The sequence below is a fragment of the Klebsiella sp. CN_Kp106 genome, assembly GCF_040064575.1.
GTDB lineage: Bacteria > Pseudomonadota > Gammaproteobacteria > Enterobacterales > Enterobacteriaceae > Klebsiella > Klebsiella michiganensis.
Map to the genome: position 1 here is coordinate 33880 of NZ_JBEAIG010000055.1, position 22060 is coordinate 55939.

Annotated in this window: 41 protein-coding genes and 1 pseudogene; 1 reads left to right on the forward strand and 41 read right to left on the reverse strand. The window is 50.5% G+C overall.

Features of this window, described 5'->3' with window-relative positions; translation table 11 throughout:
• Positions 1-27 precede the first annotated feature (27 nt).
• The 27 genes from ABLU96_RS19040 to ABLU96_RS19170 all read right to left on the reverse strand — a co-directional run bounded on the left by ABLU96_RS19040 (position 28) and on the right by ABLU96_RS19170 (position 13137).
• Positions 28-495, reverse strand: a complete 468-nt coding sequence (locus tag ABLU96_RS19040; protein WP_075912885.1) for a hypothetical protein — start codon at positions 493-495, stop codon at positions 28-30.
• 64 nt (positions 496-559) lie between these two features.
• On the reverse strand, positions 560-823 hold the full coding sequence (locus ABLU96_RS19045; protein ID WP_017146240.1) for a hypothetical protein: 264 nt from the start codon (positions 821-823) through the stop codon (positions 560-562).
• Between the two features lie 2 nt (positions 824-825).
• Positions 826-1209, reverse strand: a complete 384-nt coding sequence (locus ABLU96_RS19050) for a phage tail assembly chaperone family protein, TAC (protein WP_017146241.1) — start codon at positions 1207-1209, stop codon at positions 826-828.
• A 42-nt stretch (positions 1210-1251) separates the two neighbouring features.
• Entirely contained in the window at positions 1252-1743 is a 492-nt protein-coding gene (locus ABLU96_RS19055; protein ID WP_064355146.1) for a phage tail tube protein, read from the reverse strand.
• A 58-nt stretch (positions 1744-1801) separates the two neighbouring features.
• Entirely contained in the window at positions 1802-2167 is a 366-nt protein-coding gene (locus ABLU96_RS19060) for a DUF3168 domain-containing protein (protein ID WP_017146243.1), read from the reverse strand.
• Positions 2164-2703 carry an HK97-gp10 family putative phage morphogenesis protein gene (locus ABLU96_RS19065; RefSeq protein WP_101827061.1) on the reverse strand — a complete coding sequence of 180 codons (540 nt, stop codon included), beginning with the start codon at positions 2701-2703 and terminating at the stop codon, positions 2164-2166. The genes ABLU96_RS19060 and ABLU96_RS19065 overlap by 4 nt, the downstream gene beginning before the upstream one ends.
• Complete coding sequence (locus ABLU96_RS19070) at positions 2696-3028, reverse strand: phage head closure protein (protein WP_075912897.1); 333 nt, start codon at positions 3026-3028, stop codon at positions 2696-2698. Before ABLU96_RS19070 ends, ABLU96_RS19065 begins: the two co-directional genes overlap by 8 nt.
• Before the next feature lies 1 nt (position 3029).
• Positions 3030-3227: a hypothetical protein gene (locus tag ABLU96_RS19075; protein WP_101827060.1), complete on the reverse strand. Its 198-nt coding sequence runs from the start codon at positions 3225-3227 to the stop codon at positions 3030-3032.
• A gap of 60 nt (positions 3228-3287) precedes the next feature.
• Positions 3288-3614, reverse strand: coding sequence for a head-tail connector protein (locus ABLU96_RS19080; protein ID WP_348862717.1), 327 nt, complete (start codon positions 3612-3614; stop codon positions 3288-3290).
• Positions 3562-3807 carry a hypothetical protein gene (locus ABLU96_RS19085; RefSeq protein ID WP_348862718.1) on the reverse strand — a complete coding sequence of 82 codons (246 nt, stop codon included), beginning with the start codon at positions 3805-3807 and terminating at the stop codon, positions 3562-3564. The genes ABLU96_RS19080 and ABLU96_RS19085 overlap by 53 nt, the downstream gene beginning before the upstream one ends.
• Positions 3808-3843: 36 nt before the next feature.
• Positions 3844-5007 carry a phage major capsid protein gene (locus tag ABLU96_RS19090; RefSeq protein WP_075912849.1) on the reverse strand — a complete coding sequence of 388 codons (1164 nt, stop codon included), beginning with the start codon at positions 5005-5007 and terminating at the stop codon, positions 3844-3846.
• Positions 5008-5018: 11 nt separating this feature from the next.
• Positions 5019-5687 (reverse strand): HK97 family phage prohead protease, encoded by a 669-nt coding sequence (locus ABLU96_RS19095; RefSeq protein WP_075912850.1) that lies wholly within the window; start codon positions 5685-5687, stop codon positions 5019-5021.
• Between the two features lie 17 nt (positions 5688-5704).
• Entirely contained in the window at positions 5705-6982 is a 1278-nt protein-coding gene (locus ABLU96_RS19100) for a phage portal protein (protein ID WP_075912851.1), read from the reverse strand.
• Between the two features lie 2 nt (positions 6983-6984).
• Positions 6985-8517, reverse strand: a complete 1533-nt coding sequence (locus tag ABLU96_RS19105) for a terminase TerL endonuclease subunit (protein ID WP_075912852.1) — start codon at positions 8515-8517, stop codon at positions 6985-6987.
• A 9-nt stretch (positions 8518-8526) separates the two neighbouring features.
• Complete coding sequence (locus tag ABLU96_RS19110) at positions 8527-8961, reverse strand: hypothetical protein (protein ID WP_075912853.1); 435 nt, start codon at positions 8959-8961, stop codon at positions 8527-8529.
• A 121-nt stretch (positions 8962-9082) separates the two neighbouring features.
• Positions 9083-9292: a serine acetyltransferase gene (locus tag ABLU96_RS19115; protein ID WP_075912854.1), complete on the reverse strand. Its 210-nt coding sequence runs from the start codon at positions 9290-9292 to the stop codon at positions 9083-9085.
• 12 nt (positions 9293-9304) lie between these two features.
• Positions 9305-9595 carry an HNH endonuclease gene (locus ABLU96_RS19120; RefSeq protein ID WP_075912855.1) on the reverse strand — a complete coding sequence of 97 codons (291 nt, stop codon included), beginning with the start codon at positions 9593-9595 and terminating at the stop codon, positions 9305-9307.
• Between the two features lie 198 nt (positions 9596-9793).
• Entirely contained in the window at positions 9794-9994 is a 201-nt protein-coding gene (locus tag ABLU96_RS19125; RefSeq protein WP_075912856.1) for a hypothetical protein, read from the reverse strand.
• A gap of 170 nt (positions 9995-10164) precedes the next feature.
• On the reverse strand, positions 10165-10410 hold the full coding sequence (locus tag ABLU96_RS19130; protein ID WP_070596267.1) for a DUF2560 family protein: 246 nt from the start codon (positions 10408-10410) through the stop codon (positions 10165-10167).
• 64 nt (positions 10411-10474) lie between these two features.
• The gene (locus ABLU96_RS19135) at positions 10475-10675 is read right to left on the reverse strand and encodes a hypothetical protein (RefSeq protein WP_004136199.1); all 201 of its coding nucleotides are present in this window, start codon (positions 10673-10675) and stop codon (positions 10475-10477) included.
• Between the two features lie 150 nt (positions 10676-10825).
• A complete protein-coding gene (locus ABLU96_RS19140) occupies positions 10826-11020 on the reverse strand; it encodes a hypothetical protein (RefSeq protein WP_220138176.1) in 195 nt (64 codons plus the stop codon).
• A gap of 115 nt (positions 11021-11135) precedes the next feature.
• Entirely contained in the window at positions 11136-11420 is a 285-nt protein-coding gene (locus tag ABLU96_RS19145; protein WP_075912901.1) for a hypothetical protein, read from the reverse strand.
• Positions 11417-11611 (reverse strand): hypothetical protein, encoded by a 195-nt coding sequence (locus ABLU96_RS19150; protein WP_348862728.1) that lies wholly within the window; start codon positions 11609-11611, stop codon positions 11417-11419. The genes ABLU96_RS19145 and ABLU96_RS19150 overlap by 4 nt, the downstream gene beginning before the upstream one ends.
• Positions 11562-11837 carry a hypothetical protein gene (locus ABLU96_RS19155; RefSeq protein WP_348862719.1) on the reverse strand — a complete coding sequence of 92 codons (276 nt, stop codon included), beginning with the start codon at positions 11835-11837 and terminating at the stop codon, positions 11562-11564. The genes ABLU96_RS19150 and ABLU96_RS19155 overlap by 50 nt, the downstream gene beginning before the upstream one ends.
• 7 nt (positions 11838-11844) lie before the next feature.
• On the reverse strand, positions 11845-12474 hold the full coding sequence (locus ABLU96_RS19160) for a glycoside hydrolase family 19 protein (RefSeq protein WP_103815345.1): 630 nt from the start codon (positions 12472-12474) through the stop codon (positions 11845-11847).
• A complete protein-coding gene (locus tag ABLU96_RS19165) occupies positions 12474-12755 on the reverse strand; it encodes a phage holin family protein (protein ID WP_017145564.1) in 282 nt (93 codons plus the stop codon). The genes ABLU96_RS19160 and ABLU96_RS19165 overlap by 1 nt, the downstream gene beginning before the upstream one ends.
• Entirely contained in the window at positions 12742-13137 is a 396-nt protein-coding gene (locus ABLU96_RS19170; RefSeq protein ID WP_004121584.1) for a phage holin family protein, read from the reverse strand. The genes ABLU96_RS19165 and ABLU96_RS19170 overlap by 14 nt, the downstream gene beginning before the upstream one ends.
• Before the next feature lie 242 nt (positions 13138-13379).
• On the opposite strand from ABLU96_RS19170, the gene ABLU96_RS19175 reads away from it, so the two are divergent.
• Positions 13380-13790 (forward strand): hypothetical protein, encoded by a 411-nt coding sequence (locus ABLU96_RS19175; RefSeq protein ID WP_042928127.1) that lies wholly within the window; start codon positions 13380-13382, stop codon positions 13788-13790.
• Positions 13791-14446: 656 nt separating this feature from the next.
• Here the strand turns inward: ABLU96_RS19175 and ABLU96_RS19180 are convergent.
• The 14 genes and pseudogenes from ABLU96_RS19180 to ABLU96_RS19245 all read right to left on the reverse strand — a co-directional run bounded on the left by ABLU96_RS19180 (position 14447) and on the right by ABLU96_RS19245 (position 21799).
• The gene (locus tag ABLU96_RS19180) at positions 14447-15046 is read right to left on the reverse strand and encodes a hypothetical protein (RefSeq protein WP_057173860.1); all 600 of its coding nucleotides are present in this window, start codon (positions 15044-15046) and stop codon (positions 14447-14449) included.
• A complete protein-coding gene (locus ABLU96_RS19185) occupies positions 15043-15183 on the reverse strand; it encodes a YlcG family protein (RefSeq protein ID WP_009653799.1) in 141 nt (46 codons plus the stop codon). The genes ABLU96_RS19180 and ABLU96_RS19185 overlap by 4 nt, the downstream gene beginning before the upstream one ends.
• Positions 15183-15824, reverse strand: a pseudogene (locus tag ABLU96_RS19190) (phage N-6-adenine-methyltransferase); the annotation flags it as partial. The gene ABLU96_RS19185 and the pseudogene ABLU96_RS19190, both read right to left, overlap by 1 nt.
• The gene (locus ABLU96_RS19195; RefSeq protein ID WP_004111731.1) at positions 15821-16126 is read right to left on the reverse strand and encodes a Ref family recombination enhancement nuclease; all 306 of its coding nucleotides are present in this window, start codon (positions 16124-16126) and stop codon (positions 15821-15823) included. The pseudogene ABLU96_RS19190 and the gene ABLU96_RS19195, both read right to left, overlap by 4 nt.
• A 166-nt stretch (positions 16127-16292) precedes the next feature.
• Positions 16293-16475 carry a hypothetical protein gene (locus ABLU96_RS19200; RefSeq protein WP_004111729.1) on the reverse strand — a complete coding sequence of 61 codons (183 nt, stop codon included), beginning with the start codon at positions 16473-16475 and terminating at the stop codon, positions 16293-16295.
• Between the two features lie 126 nt (positions 16476-16601).
• On the reverse strand, positions 16602-16835 hold the full coding sequence (locus ABLU96_RS19205) for a DinI family protein (protein ID WP_004111728.1): 234 nt from the start codon (positions 16833-16835) through the stop codon (positions 16602-16604).
• A gap of 420 nt (positions 16836-17255) precedes the next feature.
• A complete protein-coding gene (locus ABLU96_RS19210) occupies positions 17256-17549 on the reverse strand; it encodes a hypothetical protein (RefSeq protein WP_004111726.1) in 294 nt (97 codons plus the stop codon).
• A 437-nt stretch (positions 17550-17986) separates the two neighbouring features.
• Positions 17987-18685, reverse strand: a complete 699-nt coding sequence (locus ABLU96_RS19215) for an ead/Ea22-like family protein (RefSeq protein WP_233932866.1) — start codon at positions 18683-18685, stop codon at positions 17987-17989.
• Positions 18682-18951, reverse strand: a complete 270-nt coding sequence (locus ABLU96_RS19220) for an antitoxin (RefSeq protein WP_233932864.1) — start codon at positions 18949-18951, stop codon at positions 18682-18684. Before ABLU96_RS19220 ends, ABLU96_RS19215 begins: the two co-directional genes overlap by 4 nt.
• Positions 18948-19433 (reverse strand): hypothetical protein, encoded by a 486-nt coding sequence (locus ABLU96_RS19225; protein ID WP_233932863.1) that lies wholly within the window; start codon positions 19431-19433, stop codon positions 18948-18950. Before ABLU96_RS19225 ends, ABLU96_RS19220 begins: the two co-directional genes overlap by 4 nt.
• Positions 19430-20215 carry a hypothetical protein gene (locus ABLU96_RS19230; protein ID WP_265824454.1) on the reverse strand — a complete coding sequence of 262 codons (786 nt, stop codon included), beginning with the start codon at positions 20213-20215 and terminating at the stop codon, positions 19430-19432. Before ABLU96_RS19230 ends, ABLU96_RS19225 begins: the two co-directional genes overlap by 4 nt.
• Positions 20208-20420: a hypothetical protein gene (locus ABLU96_RS19235; protein ID WP_196575465.1), complete on the reverse strand. Its 213-nt coding sequence runs from the start codon at positions 20418-20420 to the stop codon at positions 20208-20210. The genes ABLU96_RS19230 and ABLU96_RS19235 overlap by 8 nt, the downstream gene beginning before the upstream one ends.
• Positions 20417-20710 carry a hypothetical protein gene (locus ABLU96_RS19240; protein WP_004111716.1) on the reverse strand — a complete coding sequence of 98 codons (294 nt, stop codon included), beginning with the start codon at positions 20708-20710 and terminating at the stop codon, positions 20417-20419. The genes ABLU96_RS19235 and ABLU96_RS19240 overlap by 4 nt, the downstream gene beginning before the upstream one ends.
• A gap of 12 nt (positions 20711-20722) precedes the next feature.
• Positions 20723-21799, reverse strand: coding sequence for a hypothetical protein (locus ABLU96_RS19245; RefSeq protein ID WP_233932861.1), 1077 nt, complete (start codon positions 21797-21799; stop codon positions 20723-20725).
• Positions 21800-22060: the final 261 nt, after the last annotated feature.

A 22060-nucleotide genomic window follows, 5' to 3' on the forward strand; every position in this document is an offset into this window, starting at 1 on the left:
AAAAACCCGCTAAAAGCGGGCTTTATTTTAACAATTATCCTTTAACCTCCTTTTAAGGGTGGATACAAAATCTTTCCTTAATGAATCCGGGAGATCTCGTTCCAACCTATCGATTAAAGGCATGTTCATCAAAAGGATATCATTAACGCTACTTGAACCATGTTTTTTCAAAAACATAAGAGCTAGATTATCTACAGCCAATATATTTAGGCATGGCTCACCATCCTTTGAAGAAATAAAATCATTTGCAGAGCACGATTCTATTTTTGTGAAGTCTACTTCTGGTAATGAACGTTTTTTCCCTGAAAAAGATATAAAAATACCAGCAAGAAAAAGCACAATAGCAATTAATAAATAATTTTGCTGTTGTGCCATTAGCCCAAGGTTATTCACCCTTGAACCATCACCAACATCAACACTCACATCCATAAAGAACAATGAATATACTGCAAGAACTACGCCTACCAGCGATAACAACTGTCCTGAACTCTTCATATCATTCCCTCGTGATAATAGTTATCAAAAGGGTAGCAGGATTTTTAAAATCCCAAAACTACAATCACTCCCACGTTTTCATCGCGTCTTCAAGCGATACAGCTGATTCATTGATATGCGGGGCGAAGTCGCTGATCTTGTATGGCGGTGTGTTCGTAGACTTATTGATATTTGCCAGAACGGAAGCAACCAACGCTGCGCCCCACTCAGTACGCATCATAATGTTAAGCGGACCATACTTATCGCGGTACTTTACCCACACCTGAAACTCACGAAGGCTTATTCGCTCCTGAGCCTCAGCGATCGTTCGCCCACCGATGCCGTTCATGACTAACTCACACCAGAACTCGTCTTCTCCTGTGAGTTCGTATTCTTTCCCAGCTCGTTGACTTCCTGCATAGCCAATAGCAAAGCAACGACAATCGGGCCATCCAGTGCACCACGTTCTTCAGATGCAGTTCCAAGGATATCAGCCGCCGTGAAAATTGGCTTACCTTCTTCATCGCAAATGTTACCAGCGATGCGCTCGGCAACTGGATCGGACTTCCCGTTATAAGCCAGCAGATCGGCTTTTGTGGTGTGGTAACCCATAGGACGCACAAAAACGGTTGCGATATGTTCTTTCCCGTCACGACCTTTCCATTTTATTTCTTTCTCTACCGGGCGGCCAGTGAATGCCCCGGACTCTTTTAATGTGTCGAGAGTAAGTTTCATTTCTTCTCCTGAATCAAGAAGCCCGGCAGACCGGGCAAATCATTACGCTGCTGCTTTAGGTACCCAGACCGCCGATCCGGAGCGCTGGATAGTTGCGGAGGTGGTAACCACGGCATTTGCCTGAAAATCAAACGGGAAATCGGAAACGTAGCCCTGAAAGATAAACCAGGTGCGATCAGCCGGAAGCACCAGACCATCAACAGCATCTTCATCGCCGGAAGCTGCAACGGTCGGGGCGCTGGTACCATCTGACCAGCCGATAGCAAAGGTTAGCGGTGTCTGATCATCAGTTTCAGAAAGCCCATGAAGCATAATGTGGCTGGCGTTTTTCGGGTCGGCATTCAGCCCGACAGTTGCTGAAGCTGGCGTTTTCAGCCCTTTTTTATAGGTTCTGGAATCCCGCTCACTCAGACAGGTATCTTCAATCTGATCGGCCGGGTTGCCGCCGGGGTTGAAGCTGGTGATACATTCAACCTCGCTGACCACGCCAGATTTCAGCACAAATAGCTGCGTGCCTTGCGTTAATACAGACATTTTTTAGTCTCCATAAATAGAAAAACCCGCTTGTAGCGGGTCAGTTTGGGGTTGTTGGTTACCTGGTCGTTATCCAGTCAACGTCGAAGGAATAGCGGTATTTCATCGTGGAATCATTACGGCTTTGCTCTCCCCACCGGCTGATATAGGCTTTCCCCTCAATTGCATCACGCAATGCGCGGGCCACGGCAATTACATCTGCATCGGTATCACCGTAAACATCAACCTGAAGAGAGTAGTGATCAGCATCTGGCCGCTGGTTCAGGTAATTTTCAGGAGAGCCGCCAATGTTTTGCCAGACCGCGTAGGGGTAAACGATATTGTCATCCTGTATCCCGAAGGGATAGAGCCTGACGGGGTTGGTACCCAATAAATCCTTTACAGCCTGGCTTGCCGCGCAGACAGAGAATATTGGAGCTATCATACGGACGTTCCTTTTTTGGCTGCGCTACGGACGGCACGATCGATAGCCTTTTCCAGTTCCACAGCGAAAATATTAATTACGTCAGTATCCACACCATTCATTGCCGGGCGTAGTATTGGCCTCGCAGCCATATGCTCGGTCCCGAATTCCAGAAATCGCCAGTACCAGGTATCACCACCGGGATTGCCTTTATCTCCGGCTGTATTATAACTTTTACCCGCCCTGCCTTTTCGCACATTGGCCTTTGTATTGGCATATTGCCTTGCTCCGCCCATTACCCCGACACGAAAGGTTGGGTCGCCCGTTCTGCGAAAGGCTTTACTGCTGAAACTCACAACAATATTTTTATAGATGGCTTCTTTAGTAAGAAAGTCATCGACACGAGCGGCATTATTGCGGGCCCTGTCCCGGATGACGTTTGCTGCTTTACGCAGCGCTGCACGTCCGGTTTTATTGCGGGTCACCTGTGAGACAGCATCCATCTTGCCCAGCACCGACTCAAGCCCGGTAAGGTTAACCTCTACACCATCAGCCATCATTCACCCCTTCTGAGCAGGGCAGCGTCAGATATTCCCTACCGCTGCGCGGGTCTGGTAAAACGCCTTCAATGTTGTAAATGCCATCGCGATACAGAATCCTGTGCTTTCTGGTGACGCCCGCCCGGTAACGAATCGTTATGCGCGTTGTTATCTCGCCCTGTGATGCCTGGGCCGCAATAAACTCCCGCGCTGACAAGGGGTATACTTCGGCCCAGATGGTTGCGACATCTCGCCAGGTATTAATTACGGCTCCCGTTGTCGGGTTCTGCTCTTTTACCGGCTCCTGCAGGGTAACCTTGTGACGCAATTTCCCGGCCTGCATGTTACCCCCTGGGTTTACCGCTCAGATAGGTTTGCTGCTCTGGTGCCTCATCCAGTTCACCAGCCAGGGACTGGATAATGACATCGCACAGGGCCACGTTTGATTCAGCCAGGCGGTTTATCGCGTCCGTCTGCTCTCTCTGTGTTGCTGTTTGTTCGCTCAGCGCTGCTATCAGCGCGTTTACCTGTTGCTCGTTCATAGGCTATTTTCGTCCACTTTTTTAACCATTCACGCCGTTTAGCGCAGCCTGAACACCCCATTAATGCCACCTCCTGTGCCGTATCAGAAGAGATTCAACAGCCAGCGGGACTTCAGTCAGGCTCTGCGCTACGGCTTCGCGGTTTGTATACCAGTGACCGATAAGCAATAACATCGCAGCCCATATACCTGAGGTAAAAAGAATTTCACGAGGCGGCGCCTCGCCTTCCTCTACAGGCGTTAAGGTTTCTACCAGCGAACCGTCGCAATATCGCTCAACATAATCGACCGCGGCAGAGGTATAAGCGGCAATCAGCGCATCTTCATTGCTGTCATCAACCCTGAGATGTGTCTTTACTTGCGCTATCTGCTCCTCGCTTATTTCCACTTTTACCCCCTGTTTTGGATTTGGGAGGAGAAATATCAGATTTAGCCAGATCTGCCTTCACCGGCGCGGCTTCTTCCGCCAGCATCAGTTTCACAAGAGCCTCGCCAATTTCTTTAGGTACATCACGTTTCTCACCCTGCGATACAGTACCGAGGTGATAGTGTGAAAAAGTACGTAGGGCTTTAATTTTCATAGAGTAAACGCGGCCATTTATGACCGCGCCCTTCTGTTATTCGCCTGAAGCGACCGCAACATCACCCGTAACAATTGCAGCCGGGCGGTAATGAGCCAGCGCAAGTCGTTCTTCGCACAGGATAGTCAGCATGTTTTTCACGAAGTTATCGCGATCCTGGTTGCTGATCTCGATTGTGGCATCCATGCGATCCCAAACCTGCGACGCCAGGCCAAACGCGCCAACGGTGAATTTGCCTGCTGTCTGCGCCGTGGTCGACACCACCGGAAGCCCCCAGAGCACTTTCGAGGCAAACGCCTGCGGGCCACCGAGGATGTAATTGCCGTTTGCGTCCTTCAGCAGGGCAATACGGTGCCAGTCCGCCGGGTTCAGAATGATGCCGTCGGCTTCGAACTCACTCAGCGACACCTGGTAGATGGCGTGGGCCAGAACATCAGCGCCGGTATCTCCGGTTGCGTTGAGTGTGGTTTCATAGTCGTTAGCCACCACGTTCAACCCCTGCAGGTTGTCACCGGTGCCATCCCCGTTGAGCATCTGGTTCTCTTCCACCAGCGCAAGTCCATACATCATGCGTGAGTTGATGTAAGACTGAAGAGCCGGAGCATCATCCATAATCTGGCGCGACGCCTGGATCCAGTGAGCAATGGTTTTCACGTTCGCCGTTTCTTTGGTGAAAGTAATGTTGCTCTCAGGTTTAAGGGTGCCCTCAGCAACCGGCGCGGCAGCGTTGGTGAACACGTTCTCGCGCACATATTCCAGCGCGTTACTGGTGATGCGCCCCTGTGCCAGCAGGTCACGAACGGTCAGGCGACGCAAGCCCGGCATGAGAATACCAGGCAACTGCTGCGGCTGCACCAGCACACCCGCTGACGCCGCGCCGGAACCAATCGCTTTATCAAAACTGGTGACTTTTGCCTTGGTGCGGGAGCCGTCCCAGCCTTTCATCAGGTCTTCGGATACGCGCTCAGCAAAGGACTTTTGCGCAGTCTGATCCGGAGAGTTTCCGGCAAGTTTCTGCTCAAGATCGAACAGGCGGGTACCGGTAGACTTCAGTTCTTCCTGTGCTTTGGTCAGATCGGCCTGAAGCTGCTTGTTAATTTCGCCGTTCTGGTTAATGGATTTACGCTGTTCTTCGATGAGTTCCTTAACTTCTTTCTGGGAGTTCTCAATCGCTTTTTCGAGGTTGGCTAATTCAGACATGTGGTGCTCCGTTATGCATTCCGCAGATTAGCGGCAAATGAGGTTATGCGCTGTGCCAGCGCGTCAATGTCGCCGCTACCGGACTCGCTCCGGCCTGCGGACTTCACGCGGGCAATAAATGCCTGCGCTTCAGCGCGGGTCAAACCAACTGAATCCCTCAGCCAGGCCTCCGCGTCACGAATGGTTTTAATTCCGTCGATACTTTTCATGGCAGTTACGCCTGCCAGTTCGTTGGAGGGAAAAGTGCAGACGCTGATTTCCCGGAGATAAGAGATGTTTTTGAAGATGAGGCCGGAAGTGCCGACGGTGTAATCATCAGGACCAACTGAAAATCCCACTGACATCCCTTCAACTGTGCCATGTTGCATGGCAGCCTTCAGGTCTTCAGCCAGACTAAGGCCTGGGGTAAGCTGTCCACGGACAAACAAACCTTTTTCGTCTTCTTGCATGGCATCCCATTTGCCGACCGGGATAGCTCGCGTCTGGTGGTTAAAGAACATCGCAACCTTACGGCTCTGGTTGGCCACTACACCTGCGAATGCTCCAGGCAAAATTATATCGCCATCGGAGTCGGTGTTATTAAATACCGAGGCATAACCTTCAAACGTTCCTTTGCTGCCGTCGCCGATGAATTTGATTTCGGTCTGGTCGAAAGCCAGCGTCTTCTGAATATCAGGCATCATAGCCCCCATAAAAATTAAGCCCCGGCATTGCGGGGCTCTTTGTTTGATCCGAGATCGGTAATGGGTACGTTCTGCGACTGACGTGTCGCCACATCGCCTCCGGGAAGCGGCGGCAGGTTATCCAGGCGCCGTACCTCGTTAACGGTGCGAATCCCGGTATTGACCATTATTTGCATAAATGATGCCCGGCTTGTTGAATCACCGCGCAACAGCCCGTCGAGGTTATGCTCGGCGTGAATCACGCCCTGTTCTGACTCCTTGACCAGCCAGCGTTCAATGCTGTACTCCCACCGATCAAGGTAGGGTTTGAGGGTATACTGTAGAAAGCCCAGGTTTTGCTGCTCAATACCCGATCCCCAGGAAGTGGTTTTTTCCACATCTCCGACCAGATGTGGAGGCACGCCGTAAAATCGCGCCAGTTCGGCGACCTGAAATTTTCGCGCTGCCAGAATTTCTGAATCCTGAGGCGAAACCCCAATAGGTTGCGTGGTGAAGCCACTCTCAAGGATCCAAAGCCGCTTTTTGACCGGGCCGCCAGCAATCTCCTTAAAGTTTTCTTCCAACTGGCCCCGCTGCTCTTTCGTCAGTACTTTGCCGTCAGTCATCAGAATTTGCGGAGACTTCGCGCCATTTGCGAAGAACTCGCGCTGGTTATCTTCCATCGCGATAGCCACACCAGCAGACTTCGCACTGAACGCCAGCGGCGACAGACCAGTCAGGCCATTAAAGCCAAACCCTTTGAGGTGAAAAATTTCTTTCTGTGAAAAATTGGCGTATTCAGTGTCCCGCTGGTAACGGTAGATAATGTTTTTACCGTTATCGCTGAGCCGCACTTCCATGTTGGCGCTCATCAGTGGAACCATGCTGATCACGTCACCAACACTGTTTCTCTCTACGTGCGCATAGGCGTTGCCGTAAGCACATAGCTGCATAGTCATTGCTTCGCGAAATTCAAGGGCGGTCATGAAGTTGTTGGGACGGAATCTCAGCAATTTCGCAAGGGGGTGATCGTTGTCCACCTTTGTGCGCTGATCATTCCTGGTCTGATAAACATCGAGTGGTAAAGATGCTGTTACGGTTGAGATAAGCCTTATGCAGGCCCACACCGTACTGATTTGCATATTACGCTCATCAGTAACAACAGAATCACCAACCACACCATGCGCTGACGTACCCGCCATCTGAGAACCCTTATCGGGTGTTACCAGGCGGCCGCCGGTCAGGATAGAGGCCATGCGCGCCCAGAATGGCGATCGCGTCCGCAGGTCAATGCTGTAATCGGTATCTGCCATTTTTACACGCTCAAAAAGTTGTAAATGAAATCATTAACGTCGCCCTGCTCCTCTACCTCATCACTGGTCTGCGCGCCGATAGACATCGCCAGCGCTACCATGCCGTCGATACGTCCGCTCGACTTGCCTTTCACAAACTTGCGGTTACCGGCAGGGTCAGTGATTACCGTGGCGTTTTTAGCGCACATTTCGAGGATCGGATGGTTACCGTGCTTGAGCTGCGCACCGAGCAGTTTTGCCTCCAGCTCCCTGAGCGCTGGCGACATCGAAACGAATCCCTGACCGAACTCGACGAATCGCTCAAGCTCTGCCTCAGTGAAACCAGCGTCTATGAGATGCGGGCGAAGGAAGCGCATGTTATAGCGGTCGAACGCCAGCACCCTGACGTTACAGATATCAAAAACGCGCCGTAGCTCCCGGGCAATAAAGGCATACTCAATGGCTTTTCCGGGCGTCGTGTTCAACCAGCCCTGCTTCGCCCAGATGTCATAGGGCACGCGATCATTGCGCGCCTTGTCCGCCAGCCCTTCCTCGGGCAGCCAGAATTTACAGTGCACATCGCCCTGTGTTGTGTTGAGAACCAGCGCGGTCAGGTCCGACACGCTGGAAAGATCGAGACCACCCCAGACAGTAGCCCCAGCCAGTTCGCCGGGTTCATCCTTGTTCATATGCCAGACGGTCTGACTCACAAACGGGCTTTTCGCTTCTACCCTGCGGTTTAAAACAAGGTTCTCAAACTCAGCCTGGCGCGACGGTAATCGCTTGGCACTGGCGGCCATATCCAGCACTTCTTTCTGGTTCATGAAAACATCGAAGGCCGGATTTGCCAGTCTGATGGCTTCAACAGAGAAAGGATCGATATCTTCCGGCGCAGTCTGGAGCCGGACAACCGTTCGCGGATCAGCTCCGGTCAGCCCGTCATCAATCAGCAGGCTGAGCAGGTCGTTCGCATCAGGTGCCTGGGTGCTGATGATTACCGAAATAGGGTTATCCTGAGCAGCGGTTGCGGTTTCCAGTGCTTCATACAGGGGGTCGCGCGGCCCGCGCACCTGTCCGAGTTCATCGTGGGCGACAAATCGCGGCGAGAAACCATAGGCCGTGGTAGCTTCGGCACTCAATGCGCGGTAATAAGAGCCTAATTCAGGGCAGTGAATCTCTTTTGCTGAATCCTTGATAGCCACGTACTGCATGAGTACCGGGTTCATCCGGCACATCTTGGAGGCCAGGTTAAAAAGAATGGCCGCCTGATCACGCGAGCGCGCAGCAGAATACAGCTGCGAGTTCGGTGCAGCCTCCGGCCCCACCAGGTAGAGCAGCATCAGCATCGCGGTTTCAACGGTTTTTGCGTTTTTGCGCCCGCGGCTGATAATGGCGCGCCGGGTCCCATGCTTGTTGTCGAAAATAGCCCTGAAGTCGTCCTTCATGAACTCAGCCATTTTCAGGGGCTGGCCGACGAACTTACCTTCCGGGATAACGATATTTCTTTCGCACCAGAGGATATTTCTTTCGGCCCTTGTCAGATTTTTTTTAGCCATCGAAGAGCCTTATTCAATTTCCCAGGGCTTCTTATCTCTGGCAAGGTTGTTATTTGCCCGGCCCACAGTTTTGGGATCGGCTGTAGCCTGTCTGGTAATGCGCAAACGTGTTGCAAGAGAAGATGCCGACCGAACCTCACGTTCGCGCATTCCAAGAAGTTTATCGTAACGTTTTAACCCGTCGTCACGAGACAACCATTCCAGCTCAAAAGCTTCAAGCTGAGTAGTAAGCAATCTGGCCTGTACCACGTGGCGACAATACATTTCAATCATGTCTCGATGGGTTTCAGTAAATGAACTTGCCGGATTATCGTTAACCAGCCTGATCCATACGTTTATCTCTGGATCGCTAAGATGTAACGAGGGCTGCAGCCTGCTTTCAGCCAGAGCCGGAAGCGACACAGCCGACGTCGCGGCAAGAGATTTTCTGCCTCGCTGTGCCATCGCTTTTTTCCTTTTTTTCTGGACGTTTTTGAAAATAAAACTGGAGGCGCGGTCTTTTTACGATTGCCGCCAGAGTTTTACCCCTCCCCCCACCCTGTCGGGCTGATAATGAGAAAAGCTATCATTTCTCGATGATCCGCAGGTTTTCACGGGGAGGACTGGGGGACTCCAGGCGCTCACCGACACCGACAGACATTGTCAGGATGATCGTTGGTAGCGTCTCGTTTGCTGTATGACTGAAAGAGATGGCGGATGCAGAAAGAAAGCTCACACCATCAATGCTCAGCTCCACCAGCTTGCCATACTGGTATTCAATCTTCAGGTCTTGCATTGCGTGCTCCTGTTACCAGATAACCCTGCCTTCATTGTCGAACTCGGTAACCGTTCCGCCCTTCTCCATGCGTTGCTTAGCCGAGTCGTGGCAGCGCTTGCATAGCGATTGAAGATTGTCCGGGTTGTGGAAGAGGGTTTCATCGCCCTTGTGAGGTTTGATGTGATCAACAACGGTTGCGGATATCACCTGATTTCGTCGGAGGTGAAACTCGCAGAGTGGCTGCTTCTGAAGCTGGTGATAACGCAGCCGATACCACCTTTTAGTGTTATAGAGATGATGCCAGGGTGAACTGGATGCCATATTCACTCCAATAAAAAAGCTACCAGCGGGTGCTGGTAGCTTAAATGGGTTGTGGTGGCCGGTGCTGATCTCCGGCATTCCGTTGGCGCTTAGCTGGGAACCAACGGCGCAACTAGCTTCGCTTCACATCCACGCGCTGCGCATCAGCCTGCGCATTCACCACAATTGAGAATTATGAATGCTGTGAGAGTCTTATCTTTATTTCTTTTGAATGGCTGCTTGAATAGCGTCAGCCAACTGGTCGATTTTATTGATAACATTATCTAAGTCATGTCCTGACTTAATACCACTATTCGCTCCAGTAGCGCCTACAGCGGCCTTAGCTATCTCAAGCGCAGCTTTAACTACTTCTAATCTGTTTTGTTCAGCATCGGTTTGTGAAATATAACGCTCTAACATCCTAATCTCCTTTTCATAAGTGGAGATTACACTTTAGCCTCAGGGTTTATCTTAGTGAATAAAAATCAGTGTGATCGCTGTCGCGGCGCTTCACAGAATGGCTAGCAATATTGTTGTGCGGCGGAGATAGCATCACCAGCCGCTCTGCCGTGAAAACGCCTTGTAATTCACTAGCTGGACTGTTCAGCGCTGGTATCGAAGAGCGGCAGCGCTTCAGTTGCTTCCTGTACTGCTTTCATCGTCTTTGCTACCACTTCGGTCTCTGATGTGACACGGCTGTATTGCTGGATGAATAACTGGTACTTAAGCGGACTGTCCTGAACAAATTCTACAGCGACTTTTGCCGCCGCGGTGTCGTAGTTCAGAGTTGAAAGCAGGTTCAGACGAATCTGCTGGGCGTCGGTGATTTCGACCATGTCGTACCTCTATGCGATGTGGGGAGCATTATCGAAGCCCTTCGCTGAAGAGCTTCTGTAATGCCTACTGTCGTTCCAGGTGTTCGTAACGTGAAATGGTCTTGCCGTTTGCGTTCATCACGTAGGCCACTTCTCCCTGCTTCAGGAATACGTTCTGGTCCATTCCCGATACGGCAATACTCTGCTGGTTGGGGTTGAAGCCAACGCTCAGTCCACAATGAATTTCTTCACCGCCACCAGGCGACATCACTTTTACTGTTAACATGCTTCTTCTCCTGCTTCTGGCAATAAAAAAGGCCGCCATTGGCGACCTGGGTTCAAATTATGTGTGTCAGGGCATATGACACGAGTAACCGCAGTAATAGCCACCGTTGGATTGCGGGTTGACTTTCTGCATATTCTCTGCAATCTACATTTAAGTATAGATCGAACCAGCAGTCCCGATTATCGCAGCAAGCAGAAAGAAGGTGACGGCAGTTCTACGCATTTGCACGCCATAAAATGACAGAGCCAACCCGACGAAAGCAACAATTAAAACTGTCCACATATCCAGTAAGAGGAAGAGATATCCCTCGAAAGCACTGTCAATCAGTACGTCCACATCGCGCATTCCTTTTAATAGATAAACTCCGCTGAAATACTATCACGATAGCGTTAGCAGACTATCTGCTAATCATCAAGCATCGACTGACTTATTTTCGGTGGATTTCTTTTCGCAAGTTGTGTTAGCAATCAGCGTCAGGGCGAGCCACCGCGCGGCATGCCCACATACAGGCTTCCTGCATTTTGGTGCGCGCGATAGCCATGCAGCGCAAAGCCTCTGCTCTCTCGGTTTCGGCCTGACTACCACGCTTGACAACTTCAGCCGTTGCAACCTCTCGCTCAGTATCGAGCAGACTGCAAAAATGCCGGCTGACACCTTTGAGGCGGTTCATGCGCTCAATGTCGCCCGTGGTTAATGTGCGGTAGCCCTTTACTGTGGTGCCGTCCTGCGGTTTTGCTTCACTCATTTCGTAGCCTTTTCGGTTAGGTGCGGGCAGTTGGCCAGCACTGATTTGTTGTGAGCCAGAATGTCGCGCTTGGTCTGCTTATCTAGCACGTCAATATCGTGGTCAGTCAGGTAGATAATCCGCACCCAGTTGCAGGCGGTATCAACCACCACCGGGGCGGGTAAAGTTTTCGCGCAGCTCCCGATCAACATCGTCATCAGGCATATGGCTAACAGTCTGCTGTACATCACTGGCCCCTTTCGTAACTTCCGCCTTACGTTCTGCCGCGGCAATGCTGGCCGCAGCGTTCTCTTCGATACGCTGCTGCTCTGCTTTGGCTTCTGCCTTGCTGGTTCCGCGTGAATGGCCTAACCCAAATGCGCCAGCGATAACGGCCAGTAACGCAGTTGCCAGACCAATAATCATTTCAATGCCCATAGCGACCTCACATCAGTACTGATTTAGCCTGGTTAAACAGCGCTCGGCGTTTATCCAGACCGTTGCGGCCACCGTTAATAAGCAGGGTTACGCGCTCAACATCACCGGAATGAAGAAGGCAACCGTGGGAAACATAAAACCATGCGGCTGAACGAGCGGCATAATCATCTCGCTCCAGCAGCTCAGGCTGGGTAACAAGGTCAAGCTTCAGCGCCTGTCCGCAGCTGCGATAGTTGCTCAAGCCCGTAACTTGTTTCAGTCCGCGACCGCGATATTTCCAGCCATCACCGGCAACCTGATTACCGAGATTCTTTTTTCCCCACTCGCCCCCATACACCAGATTAGCGATTGCTCGCTGATTCGCTGGTTGTGTTGCCGTTCTGCCGAGTGCGGCGGCCTGCTGGGCGGTGATACGGTGTTTACCGAACGTAGGCACAAGGCTATCTGCTGCATAGTTCAGATTTTCCACCAGCCGGGTAAAGCCTCCTGACTCGTGCCCCATCTGGGCAATGAACATCGCCTGGTCGAGTGGAGCAGTGATGCCGAATTCTTTCATCGCAGCATCAATATGCGGAAACCAGCGCGCAGCTAACCCGGCGCTGATACCAGCCGCCTTCTGGAATTGTGATTTATTCATCAGTGCCTCAGTGCATCAACCAGTCGCGCCACATTCCCCCTGAACCAGAGAACCGCGCCGCAGATAAGAATGTTAGCCAGCACCACCAGCCAGTGGGATGACTCGTACAGGCCAAACAGGAAACGGAAAGGGATGCTGGCGTAAACCAGCACAGTGAAGTAAGCCATCAGCGATATCATGGGGCGGTGTCTTGACCCGTCGCGCCGGTAGAACATCAACGCAACAACAATTACAGCGCATATCACCGCATTGATGATTGCGCTCGGATCACTTGTTACCATTGCTTGTCCCTCCTCCACGTAAGCGAGAGAGAATCCCAAACAGGCTACCCAGGTCCTGACTGTTTACGAACGTCAGCAACTTAATGGCTATGGCTGCCACGATTACCGCTCCGAGTGCATCAAGCGGCCTGTCGTTGTAACCAGTCCACTTTGAGAAGTACGACCCCAGCAGAGGAGCACCAATCACACCGAATATGAATGAAGTGATAAAATAGCCCACCAGCTTTATGCGGCTAATATTCACCGCCGTTGCGACATAGAACACCGCACCAGCAAACGCACCAAATACCACGCCGTAATCAATACCAGTTGCAAGGCCGAATAGGCTGGCGCCGAACAGTCCACCAGCTGCTATCGTTGTGGCAGAAACAGGATCGGACATTTAGCCCCCTCTATTGCTGTGGATCCTCTCAGAACGAGGGGAAAATAGGATGGCCGCCAGGTGACAGCCACCAAAAATCACTGTAAAAATATCAGGGTTCACCACCCTCTCAGACGGATTTATTCTTCTTGTTCAGTCTCGTCCGCGTACGAAGCCAAGGATGTATCCAAGACCAAAACAAGAAAAACCGAATCCCACCACGGGTAATACTGAATAAACAAAATCAGGCATAGGGAAATCTCATGGAAATTATTTCAGTAATCGGAGTGATACTGACACTGCTAGGGCTCTTTATTCCGTCACTAATCAGTAACCATTCGTCACGTAAGGCAGAGTTCAGGAAGCATTCCGCACCACTGCGGGGAAAGTTGCTAAGCGAAATTGAGGCTATTGAAGGAGGCTCTTATCCATTCAGGCTTATCAGCGATGCTGATTTCAACCAGTTGCTACCTTACGCCCCGAGGCGCAGGAAAAACGCTCTCCTTGATGCTTACACCAGTTATCTCGACGCTCATACGATGGCCACCACGAAGCACTGGCACGATGAACATCCATCCGATGGAATGCTATTTTTCCCGACGGGTTTCTCAGTCACTAATTCAGATGAGGTACTGAAGAAAATGCAACCTCTGAAAAAAGAACTCAGCAGATAGTCCTTTAGGATGGCCGCCAGATGGATTAACGACAAAGCACAGAGTGAATGATGCTCTGGTGGCACAAATCACAAGGCCACGCAAATGCATGGCCTTGTGATTTGAATCCGTTATTTACAAAAAGTAGTCAAGACAGTATCTTTCAACTTCCGGACAAAAAAACATATACCGGGACAAAATCTAAATGTAACTGCCTTGCCTGCATGAAACCATGCGGGCTTTTTTTTTGCCCAAAGAAAAAGCCCACCGAAGTGGGCCTTACAGCTATCATCATTTTTTATTAGGTGTGGTGCCGGGTGCCTCCCGGTAAGTCGCCGCCAGTCCACAGACGACTCGCAATGCGCAAAAAAACATATCAGACTGGCAATGCCCCTCCGCATAGGGGGATTCACCACACCAAAAATTTAACATCTGATGAAACTCGTTTCAATGCTCTACGACGATGTGACAGGGGTACTGATGCAATGCATCTCGCGAATACCCCTGTCGTATCGCCGGAAAGCAAAAACCCCGCATTGGCGGGGTTCTCGTTATATTCAAATTGTCGCTTCTCATCGCTGCCATCGTGGCGCAGCTCTGCCAAGCATGAATGGATTATCTAAACTTTTGGGTGAAAATCAATTATAAAATGAACCTTGAGCACAAAAAGCTAAAACCTAACTCCTCAGGTTTTTGCGTGCAGATAGAAATGCCCTTCCCTGAAATATCTTAAGGCACCATTTCACGCGCTCTCTTGCCTGGTCTGCCGTCAGCCATGGGGCTATCTTCTGAAGCTCCCTGGTAATATCAGATATTTTTTTTCTCGTCGTGTAATAGCTCAGCCCAACAATATAAACAGGGTCGTTAACATCAAAGGCATCGAGCACGCATTTCTCCACAAAATCAGCATCATCATCACTGATAGCGCTGTCTATGACGCTAGTCTCTGGCTTTGGCCATAAAATTATCTGAGCCCTCTTCAGGGCATTAGGCCCGCGAAATCCCTCCCTCCTTGCCTGTTCAAGCGCAGCAGTGAAACGCTCCAGAGCTTTGTCTGACCATCTGACCCCTTTGATGGCCCACCAGCATGAATGCGTTGTAGGCTTGCGGGGAAAAGTAGCACCTCGTAGACTCTCCCCCCAGACAGTGAGCAGGGATTTAATCCAGGCAGACTGAATACCGGTAAGCAATTCTGGGCGTCCGAGGTATCGTTTATGCGTGGCAACCGCGACTTCTGACATAGCGGCATTTTGTCTACGGCGTTGCATTGGAGTCATGCTGTCTCTCCCCGGATCTGGCAGGTGCGTATAAAGTTTTTGAGGATGCGGTAGTCAACTAATACAGTGCCGCGATGACGGCAAAGACGAAGCTTTTTCCAGCGGTAGCGGATCCGCTCGATTGCGTCACGGCTCATGCGGTCACCTTCTTATCAATGGCAAACTGCGCCAGCGCCATAAACGCGTGGCCTTTCGCTTCCAGTTCGGTGCGGTTGATGTAGCTGAATTTCTCGCCTCGCCAGGTCTTATCAAATACAGCTATGGCACCAGCAAAAAACGCGCTGGTCGGCCTTTGTTTGTCGTTGGCGGGTTTAAACCAGACAGGCAGATCGAAACCAATTCGCCCGCGGATAAAGCAGACATGATCCGCATCTTCCGGCCACCAGGTTTCGCTCGTTGCAGATTTCACCAAGAAAATATAGCGACCGCCTTTATCTCGTTGCACAACTGCGTAGTTCATGATGTGAGTCATGCCGGTGATAGCTTGCTTTTCATGGTACTGAGAGCGACTGTAAGGCGGGTTACCAAATGCAGCACCACCAATTGAGTCCAGCATTTCCGACCAGTCCTGTGTCAGCGCGTTATCTTCTGCGGTGTACCAGACAGGACATTTTGCATTGCTGTCATCAGCGAACAGGTCCAGCATCAACGGACCAAACATCGCGTTGATACCCCAGAAAAGCGGATCCGGCGTTCGCCACTGGTCACCAACCTCTTTTAAATAATGTGATGGTGCGTTGCGAAGGGCTGTGAGAGATTCGCAGTAAGGATTAGTCATGCGATGGTCTCCCCTAATTCCTGCAGAACCTGCGCCAACAACTCGCTTTCAGTACCGAATTTCTCTTCCCATGATTTACGGCCGGCATGAATAGCAACGCCGTAACCACCAGTGCGATGATGGGCGTGGCAAAGAGGAATGACATGGAAGTTATCAGCGCGGACAGATAAGCCAGTGCCAGAGCTGCAGTGATGTATTTCAGCGGGTGATTCACCGTAATCAAGGTTGCGGCAAACTATGCAGCCAAGAGCGGCTACGCGGCTAAGATGAAGCTTTTCAGCTTTTGTTTTGGATTTGCTCATATCGCACCGCCTTGGCGCGACAGACAAACGGAAACACCAGCGTTGGTGATAGCCGGTATAAAGAGGTACAACTTTTGAGTATGTAGCTTCTGCGCCATCGGTTTCTCTCCGTGGCACAGTGACTAGCAAGAAGGGTTGTTCAGGCCCGTGATTAATATAACTAATTTTAATCCTGACTTACAGGGGGAAGCCCAGCCTTTTTACGAGCCTCATCAAGGGATCTGAGCGAGGTGACAAACTCATCCTTACGGAGCGGGAAGCCTCTTTCGACCACGCCGTTTTTTACATAAACAAGGACAGGCCCGGCATGCTCTTTAAACCCTGGAAATAAATCATCCGGTATTTCCATAAATACCTCATTGGAAACACTCCACCTGCAACGAACACGGCCAACGAGTTACTGCACTAAAAATAACCGCGCTAAAGATGGCGTAAAAAGTTAACAATGGCGGCATAGCCGCCACTTACTTACCGCTCAATAAAACCAGTCGTCGGCACTTTCCCACGTTTCCTGCAGGATTTGCTCTATGCGCTTTTTATCGCCGTCAGCACCACCCAGAACGGTCAACCCGTCAGTACTTGAGCGCCTTATATTTAGTTTGCAGCCTTCATAGTTTTGATGAAGACGGCGCAGCAATTCAACTTCAAGGGCGGGAATGGCCCCTTCTGGCAGTTTTTTAGTCTTGTCGATGGTTACTTCGATTCTCATAGTATCACCCACCTAAACACTGTATAAATACACAGTACACCTAACTCACTGAATGAGCAATATCTTAAGAGCACAAAACGTTAATTTTTATCAGTCATGGGAAAACAAAACCCACCGTAGCGGGTTGAATCTATGGGGTTTTTTAGTCATGTTCTCTAAAGAGAGACAGAGTCTTAGGTCACAGTAAACAAAAATCGCCCAACTCATGAGTGGTAAAACAAGTCATATTGACGAGACCTTATATGATTACGTAATGGCCAAATTTAATCGAGCAGTGACATCAAAACTGTTCGATTAAAGTAGTCGGGCAAGCGTGCGACACTCTTCGAATGTTATCCTTAGACAAGCTCAAGGTAAAAAATGTCTAACATAAACAATTAAATTAAATCCGATTTGATTAAAAAAATCGTTATAACTAACTTAAACCTCACTACCTTTAAGAAAATCATTATGAAAAAGCATGAACTCGTAATCACCGCCTTTATTTTTAACCAGTTCAATTTCAAAATCTGGCCATGGGTACTTATAGCGCAAAAACAAACACTTTGACTCAATATCGATTAGTTTTTTAAGGCCAAAAGAAAAACATCCAACAATATTATCATCCTTAAACTCTCTGGCTATAACCAATGTACTTAAATTCTTATTCTTAGAGCACAAGTTTAGATATGCGCGGTTGAAAACCACCTCATTTCCTCGTGAATCATTTGCCATGATAAATCCTCAGTCATCCCTAAGTAAAAGACTTAAAAATCAAGTAACAGAAGGCTCCGGTACTTGATGGTTCCATTTTACAGGAGACAATAGCAGCTTTAATGGAGTAAAGATTCAACTATTTTCAAATTGAGAAGTTTCCAAATCATTTAAACTAAAGCACATATTAATAAGCGCACCACATGAATTTAATTCAACAATTTCAGATACAGTTGCAATCTCAGCTTTTTAATACATCATGCGGCTGCGTCCCTTTTCTGACATAACTCAGGAAAATTGCCCATCACCAGTACCTCAACGAACGGTGGCGGCACAAAGTTGCCGAAGCGTGCTAACAGAAAGAAAAAAACCGCAACAGCGGGTTTATACAACGACCACCAGCAGCAGACCTTCCAGCTCAATGACACGCTTGCAGGTGTCTTCCAGTAAAGAGTCCATCATTTCACCTCCTGTGGAGCGACTGCGAGCATTGCGGTGCGGCGTTCCTGTAACTCACACAATGCTCTTACTATCTGGCTGCATTCAATAACCTCAGCCTCTGAAGCGGATTCAGCCATAACCTCGAAGTGTGATTTCATCGCCAAGTATAGTGATTCTAACTCTTCATGCGTTAAGCGTTCATCAATACTTCTCCACTTAATGCCTGCAGCCAACATTGCTGCATCAACATCACCTTTCAAATAAACGGCCATGCGCTCACCTGAGATGGTGATGAACCCAGGGCGCGGCAGCTTCACGGTGACGGTGCGGGATTCCAGCGATGACAAAAGCGCTTTAATTTCTCCTTGCTGAAATGCAATCGTCTCCTGCGCCTTCTCCAGCGCCTCTACCAGCGCGAGAACGTTGGCAGGGTTAGCCAGAGCGATGAATTCGGCATTACGCTGCGCTGTCTCATCCCATGCCACATGCCCCTCGCCGTCGTATTCCTCACAGATGCAGGTGGCGCCACTGTTGAGCGAATCAAAGAGGGTTTGCCCGTCAGGGCCATAGATTGCGTATGAGGTGAATCCCTCCACACAGTCATCGCCAGACCCGTAGCATCCTTCGTTTTTAACTTCGTCGGCCCACCATTCGCCCTGCGTCGCTTTCTCTGCAGTAGTCTTCATACGCTGCGCCAGTTCGGTGATATCAGTCATTCTGTATCCTCCAGACTAATTAGCTCGGCAATCTGTGCCAGCGTGTCTTCACTTTCACCAACCGGCTTATCCATCCAGTCAAACGAAATCAACTTGCCGTCCTCGATAACTCCGATGTTGAAATCGTCGCTTTCACGCAGCTTAAATCCGTGCCTGATAGCCTCATCGCGTTTATCAAATTTGACGCAGTCAGAGGTGTATTCAATGCCTCCGCCAGTTTCGTTGCACCACAGGTATTGCAGAATCACTATGTATGACTTGCTCATTTGTCGGCCCCCTCGCGCAGCTGCTTCACGTGTGAATTAGCCAAGGAAAGGTAAGCCAAAGCTGATACTGCTTCGCTTTCATCAAAAATCTTATGCACGGTGTTGGATACGAACTCCTCCACCCCATCAGCCTTAATCCCGGCTACGATGCGATCGGTGGCTGGCGCGCTTTTCATCACATACACGCTATCTTCGCCAGCCTCATGACCACAGATATACCCGTGCAGCATCGGTTGGTATGTTTCGCGACCAAACAGCCCGAGGCGCTCACCTATCTCCTGAATATCTGAGCCATCCAGCGATGCGCCGTCTGCTGCTGCGCGGAAACAGATTTTGACGAATTCCTGCCTGAGTGCATTCTCCGCAGCCAGCTGCTTAAACGCTTTCGCCAGCGCCATAACCTTTGTCTCTTTAATCGACAGCTCGCCCGCAGACTCCAGCGACTGAATGAGCTCGTTTACTGCCTGTAGTGTGATAGTCATACAGCCTCCCCGAGCACCCAGCGCAGAGCATCAGCGTATTCACCGCTGGCACCTTCAAGGGCTTTTGTGATTTCTTTGCGAGTTTTAAGGCGCGGTTTCTTATCGCCGAGAACCTGGCGCTGACGACGCGCTTTTTCATGACCAGTAGTGCCAGCGGTCGCCGCTTCGATTTCGGCTACCTTTTCCCGCTGTTCTTCGGGTTTTAGTGATGCCAGTTGACGCGCCTGGGTAACTGTTACTGTGCCGGACTCTACCGCGTCTTTGACTGCCTGAGTGGCATCCAGAAGGGATAGCGTAGCGCGTACAGTGGGGACGCTGACGCCGAACATCAGCGCGAGGTCTTCCTCGTCATGCCCGCGCTCCAGTGCATCAGCCATCTTTTTGGCTCGGCCCAGCGGTGTATCGGCCTGGCGGATTTCGTTTGCGCTGACCATTGCCTGCGCCATACGAACAGCAGAACCGCGTTTAGTGACAGCCGGAACCAGCAGTGGGGTTTTTCCCTCTTTTGCCAGACGCCTGTTAGCTTCCAGGGTATGGCGGACACGCTGACGGCCATCGACCACACAGGACAGCCCCGTTTCCGGGTCTTTCCACACAATAATCGGCTCCAAAACACCCTGGTCCATGATGTTCAGCACCATAGCCTCGCTGATAGGCAGGTGGATACGCTCATCGTAGAGGGGATGGGCTTTATCGGTAACCAGATGCAAACTTTCCGGTTTGAACGTTAAAACGTTCGTTTTGCCGCTGGCGCCGTAAGCGTCGATTGAGTTTTTAGCCATTTTTAACCTCTTTTTTATTCACCGCTTCCGCCCATTTTTGTTCCAGAGCATGTCTGGCTTTGTTCTTTCCACCAGCCCAGTAGCTTTGCTGGACTCGGTAATGGTCAAAGGGGCATTTCAGTGCGCCAGAGCAAGAGCCAAACGTATAATCTTTCCAGTGGTACTCAGGTAACGCGCCGCAATCAGGGCATTTCTGTAATTTCATTGAGCGACCCCGCGACACTCCCTCAGAAGGCTTTCAAACATCGCCCGAAGCCGGTTCGCGCAGCCAAACGGCATATCGTTGAAGATCCACATTGCTGCGCCATTCCGCATGCCGCTTTGGGTAATCTGACCCGTTCCGTGTAACTGGCGAAGCTGATTACCGACCGACGACATACCGCGACCCAGTGCAACGGCGATTTCTCTGGTGGTCAAATCAGGATTGGCCTTGAGAAATTCGATCATCGTGATTTCACCGCTGTATTGTGTTTTCTTGGATTTGGTTGTTTTCACTGTAAAAACTCCTTAGCCCCTGAAACCCTTCGGAATATCTGCCTGAACTTTGCCGCTAAAACCAAGGTTACTGCCGACAGCAAGGTTTACCGGGCACAACTTCAGCACCAACTCAGGCCATTTACGATGTAGCGTCGGCATGTCCTGAACCTTTCCGCACCACCACTGGTCGCGCTGGATACGCTCAATCATGGTGCGGATTTGGTCGTGGCTGCAGCCGTGCTCCTGGCGCAGCTGACGAACGGCCTGTGCCCAGCGAACAAAATTTGGTTCCTTCGGCTTTGCCAGACAGCCGTCAAATTCGGCGGCGCGTTCGTACATCTCGATGATGGTCGACCAGAACCACATCGCGAGATCGAAGTCGTTATCGGTAGCCAGGTTACTGTCTTCGGTAGCGTCAGGAATGTTTGCTTCCGGGATGACCGGTTCACGTCCTGACTCTGCAAAGTTATCCACAGGAAGAATCTCTCCCGCGTGGTTTTTATGATCTGTATGTAGTGATCTGTTTTTAAGATCTGTATAGAGATAGGATTCGGCTTGAGAGCCGTTTCCAGGATTCGGCTCTTGGGCCGTTTCCATTCGGCTCTTGGGACGAATGCATTCGGCTTGAGAGCCGTTTCCATCACTTTCAATCACTTGCTTCGATTCGGCTCTTAAGCCGTTTCCATTCGGCTCTTGGGCCGTATCCATATTTTTCAATGGGTTATTTGAATTTCCCCCTTGCGGGAATATTTTGGCGATTAGCGCCTCCTGATCGACCCGATAATGCTTCTTCGGAGTGCCGCTTACCTGCCGTAACTCTTCCTCAATAACCCCCGCCAGGTACTGCTCTGTAATCTTGAACATTGCTTTTCTGACCACGTCGCCATCTTTGGCGCGAATCTCTTTGGCAAGCGCTGCGTGCTCTTTGTAAAACCAGCCATTTTCCAGACTCGACTTGCCAGACCAGAACACCAGCTGATTGAGAATGGCCGCCAGCAAATACTGTTGCCTGTCTCCTGCAAAGAAATCCAGATACGGTCCGGGGATCGTTATGCAGTTCCCCTGCCCCGACATGGCCTGAACAATTTCAAACACCTGATTGTTCATTCCGAAACCTCATTGTGTAGCCGTAAAAACTCTCTCAACCCCACCCAGCCAACAGCCCCGCAGGCTTTGCGGTAGGAAACATCTTTCTCTGTCGCTGTGAGTACCGTCACCATGTGGCCTTTGTGTCTGTGCTGGAAGCGAGAACCGGCCTTAGGAATGCCAGTGCCTGCACAATCTCCTTCAGACGGCTCATACGCCGGATACGCTCGTTTCAGGCGAGCAATCAATTCAGCAGCAGACTGGTTACGCATGGTTGAACCT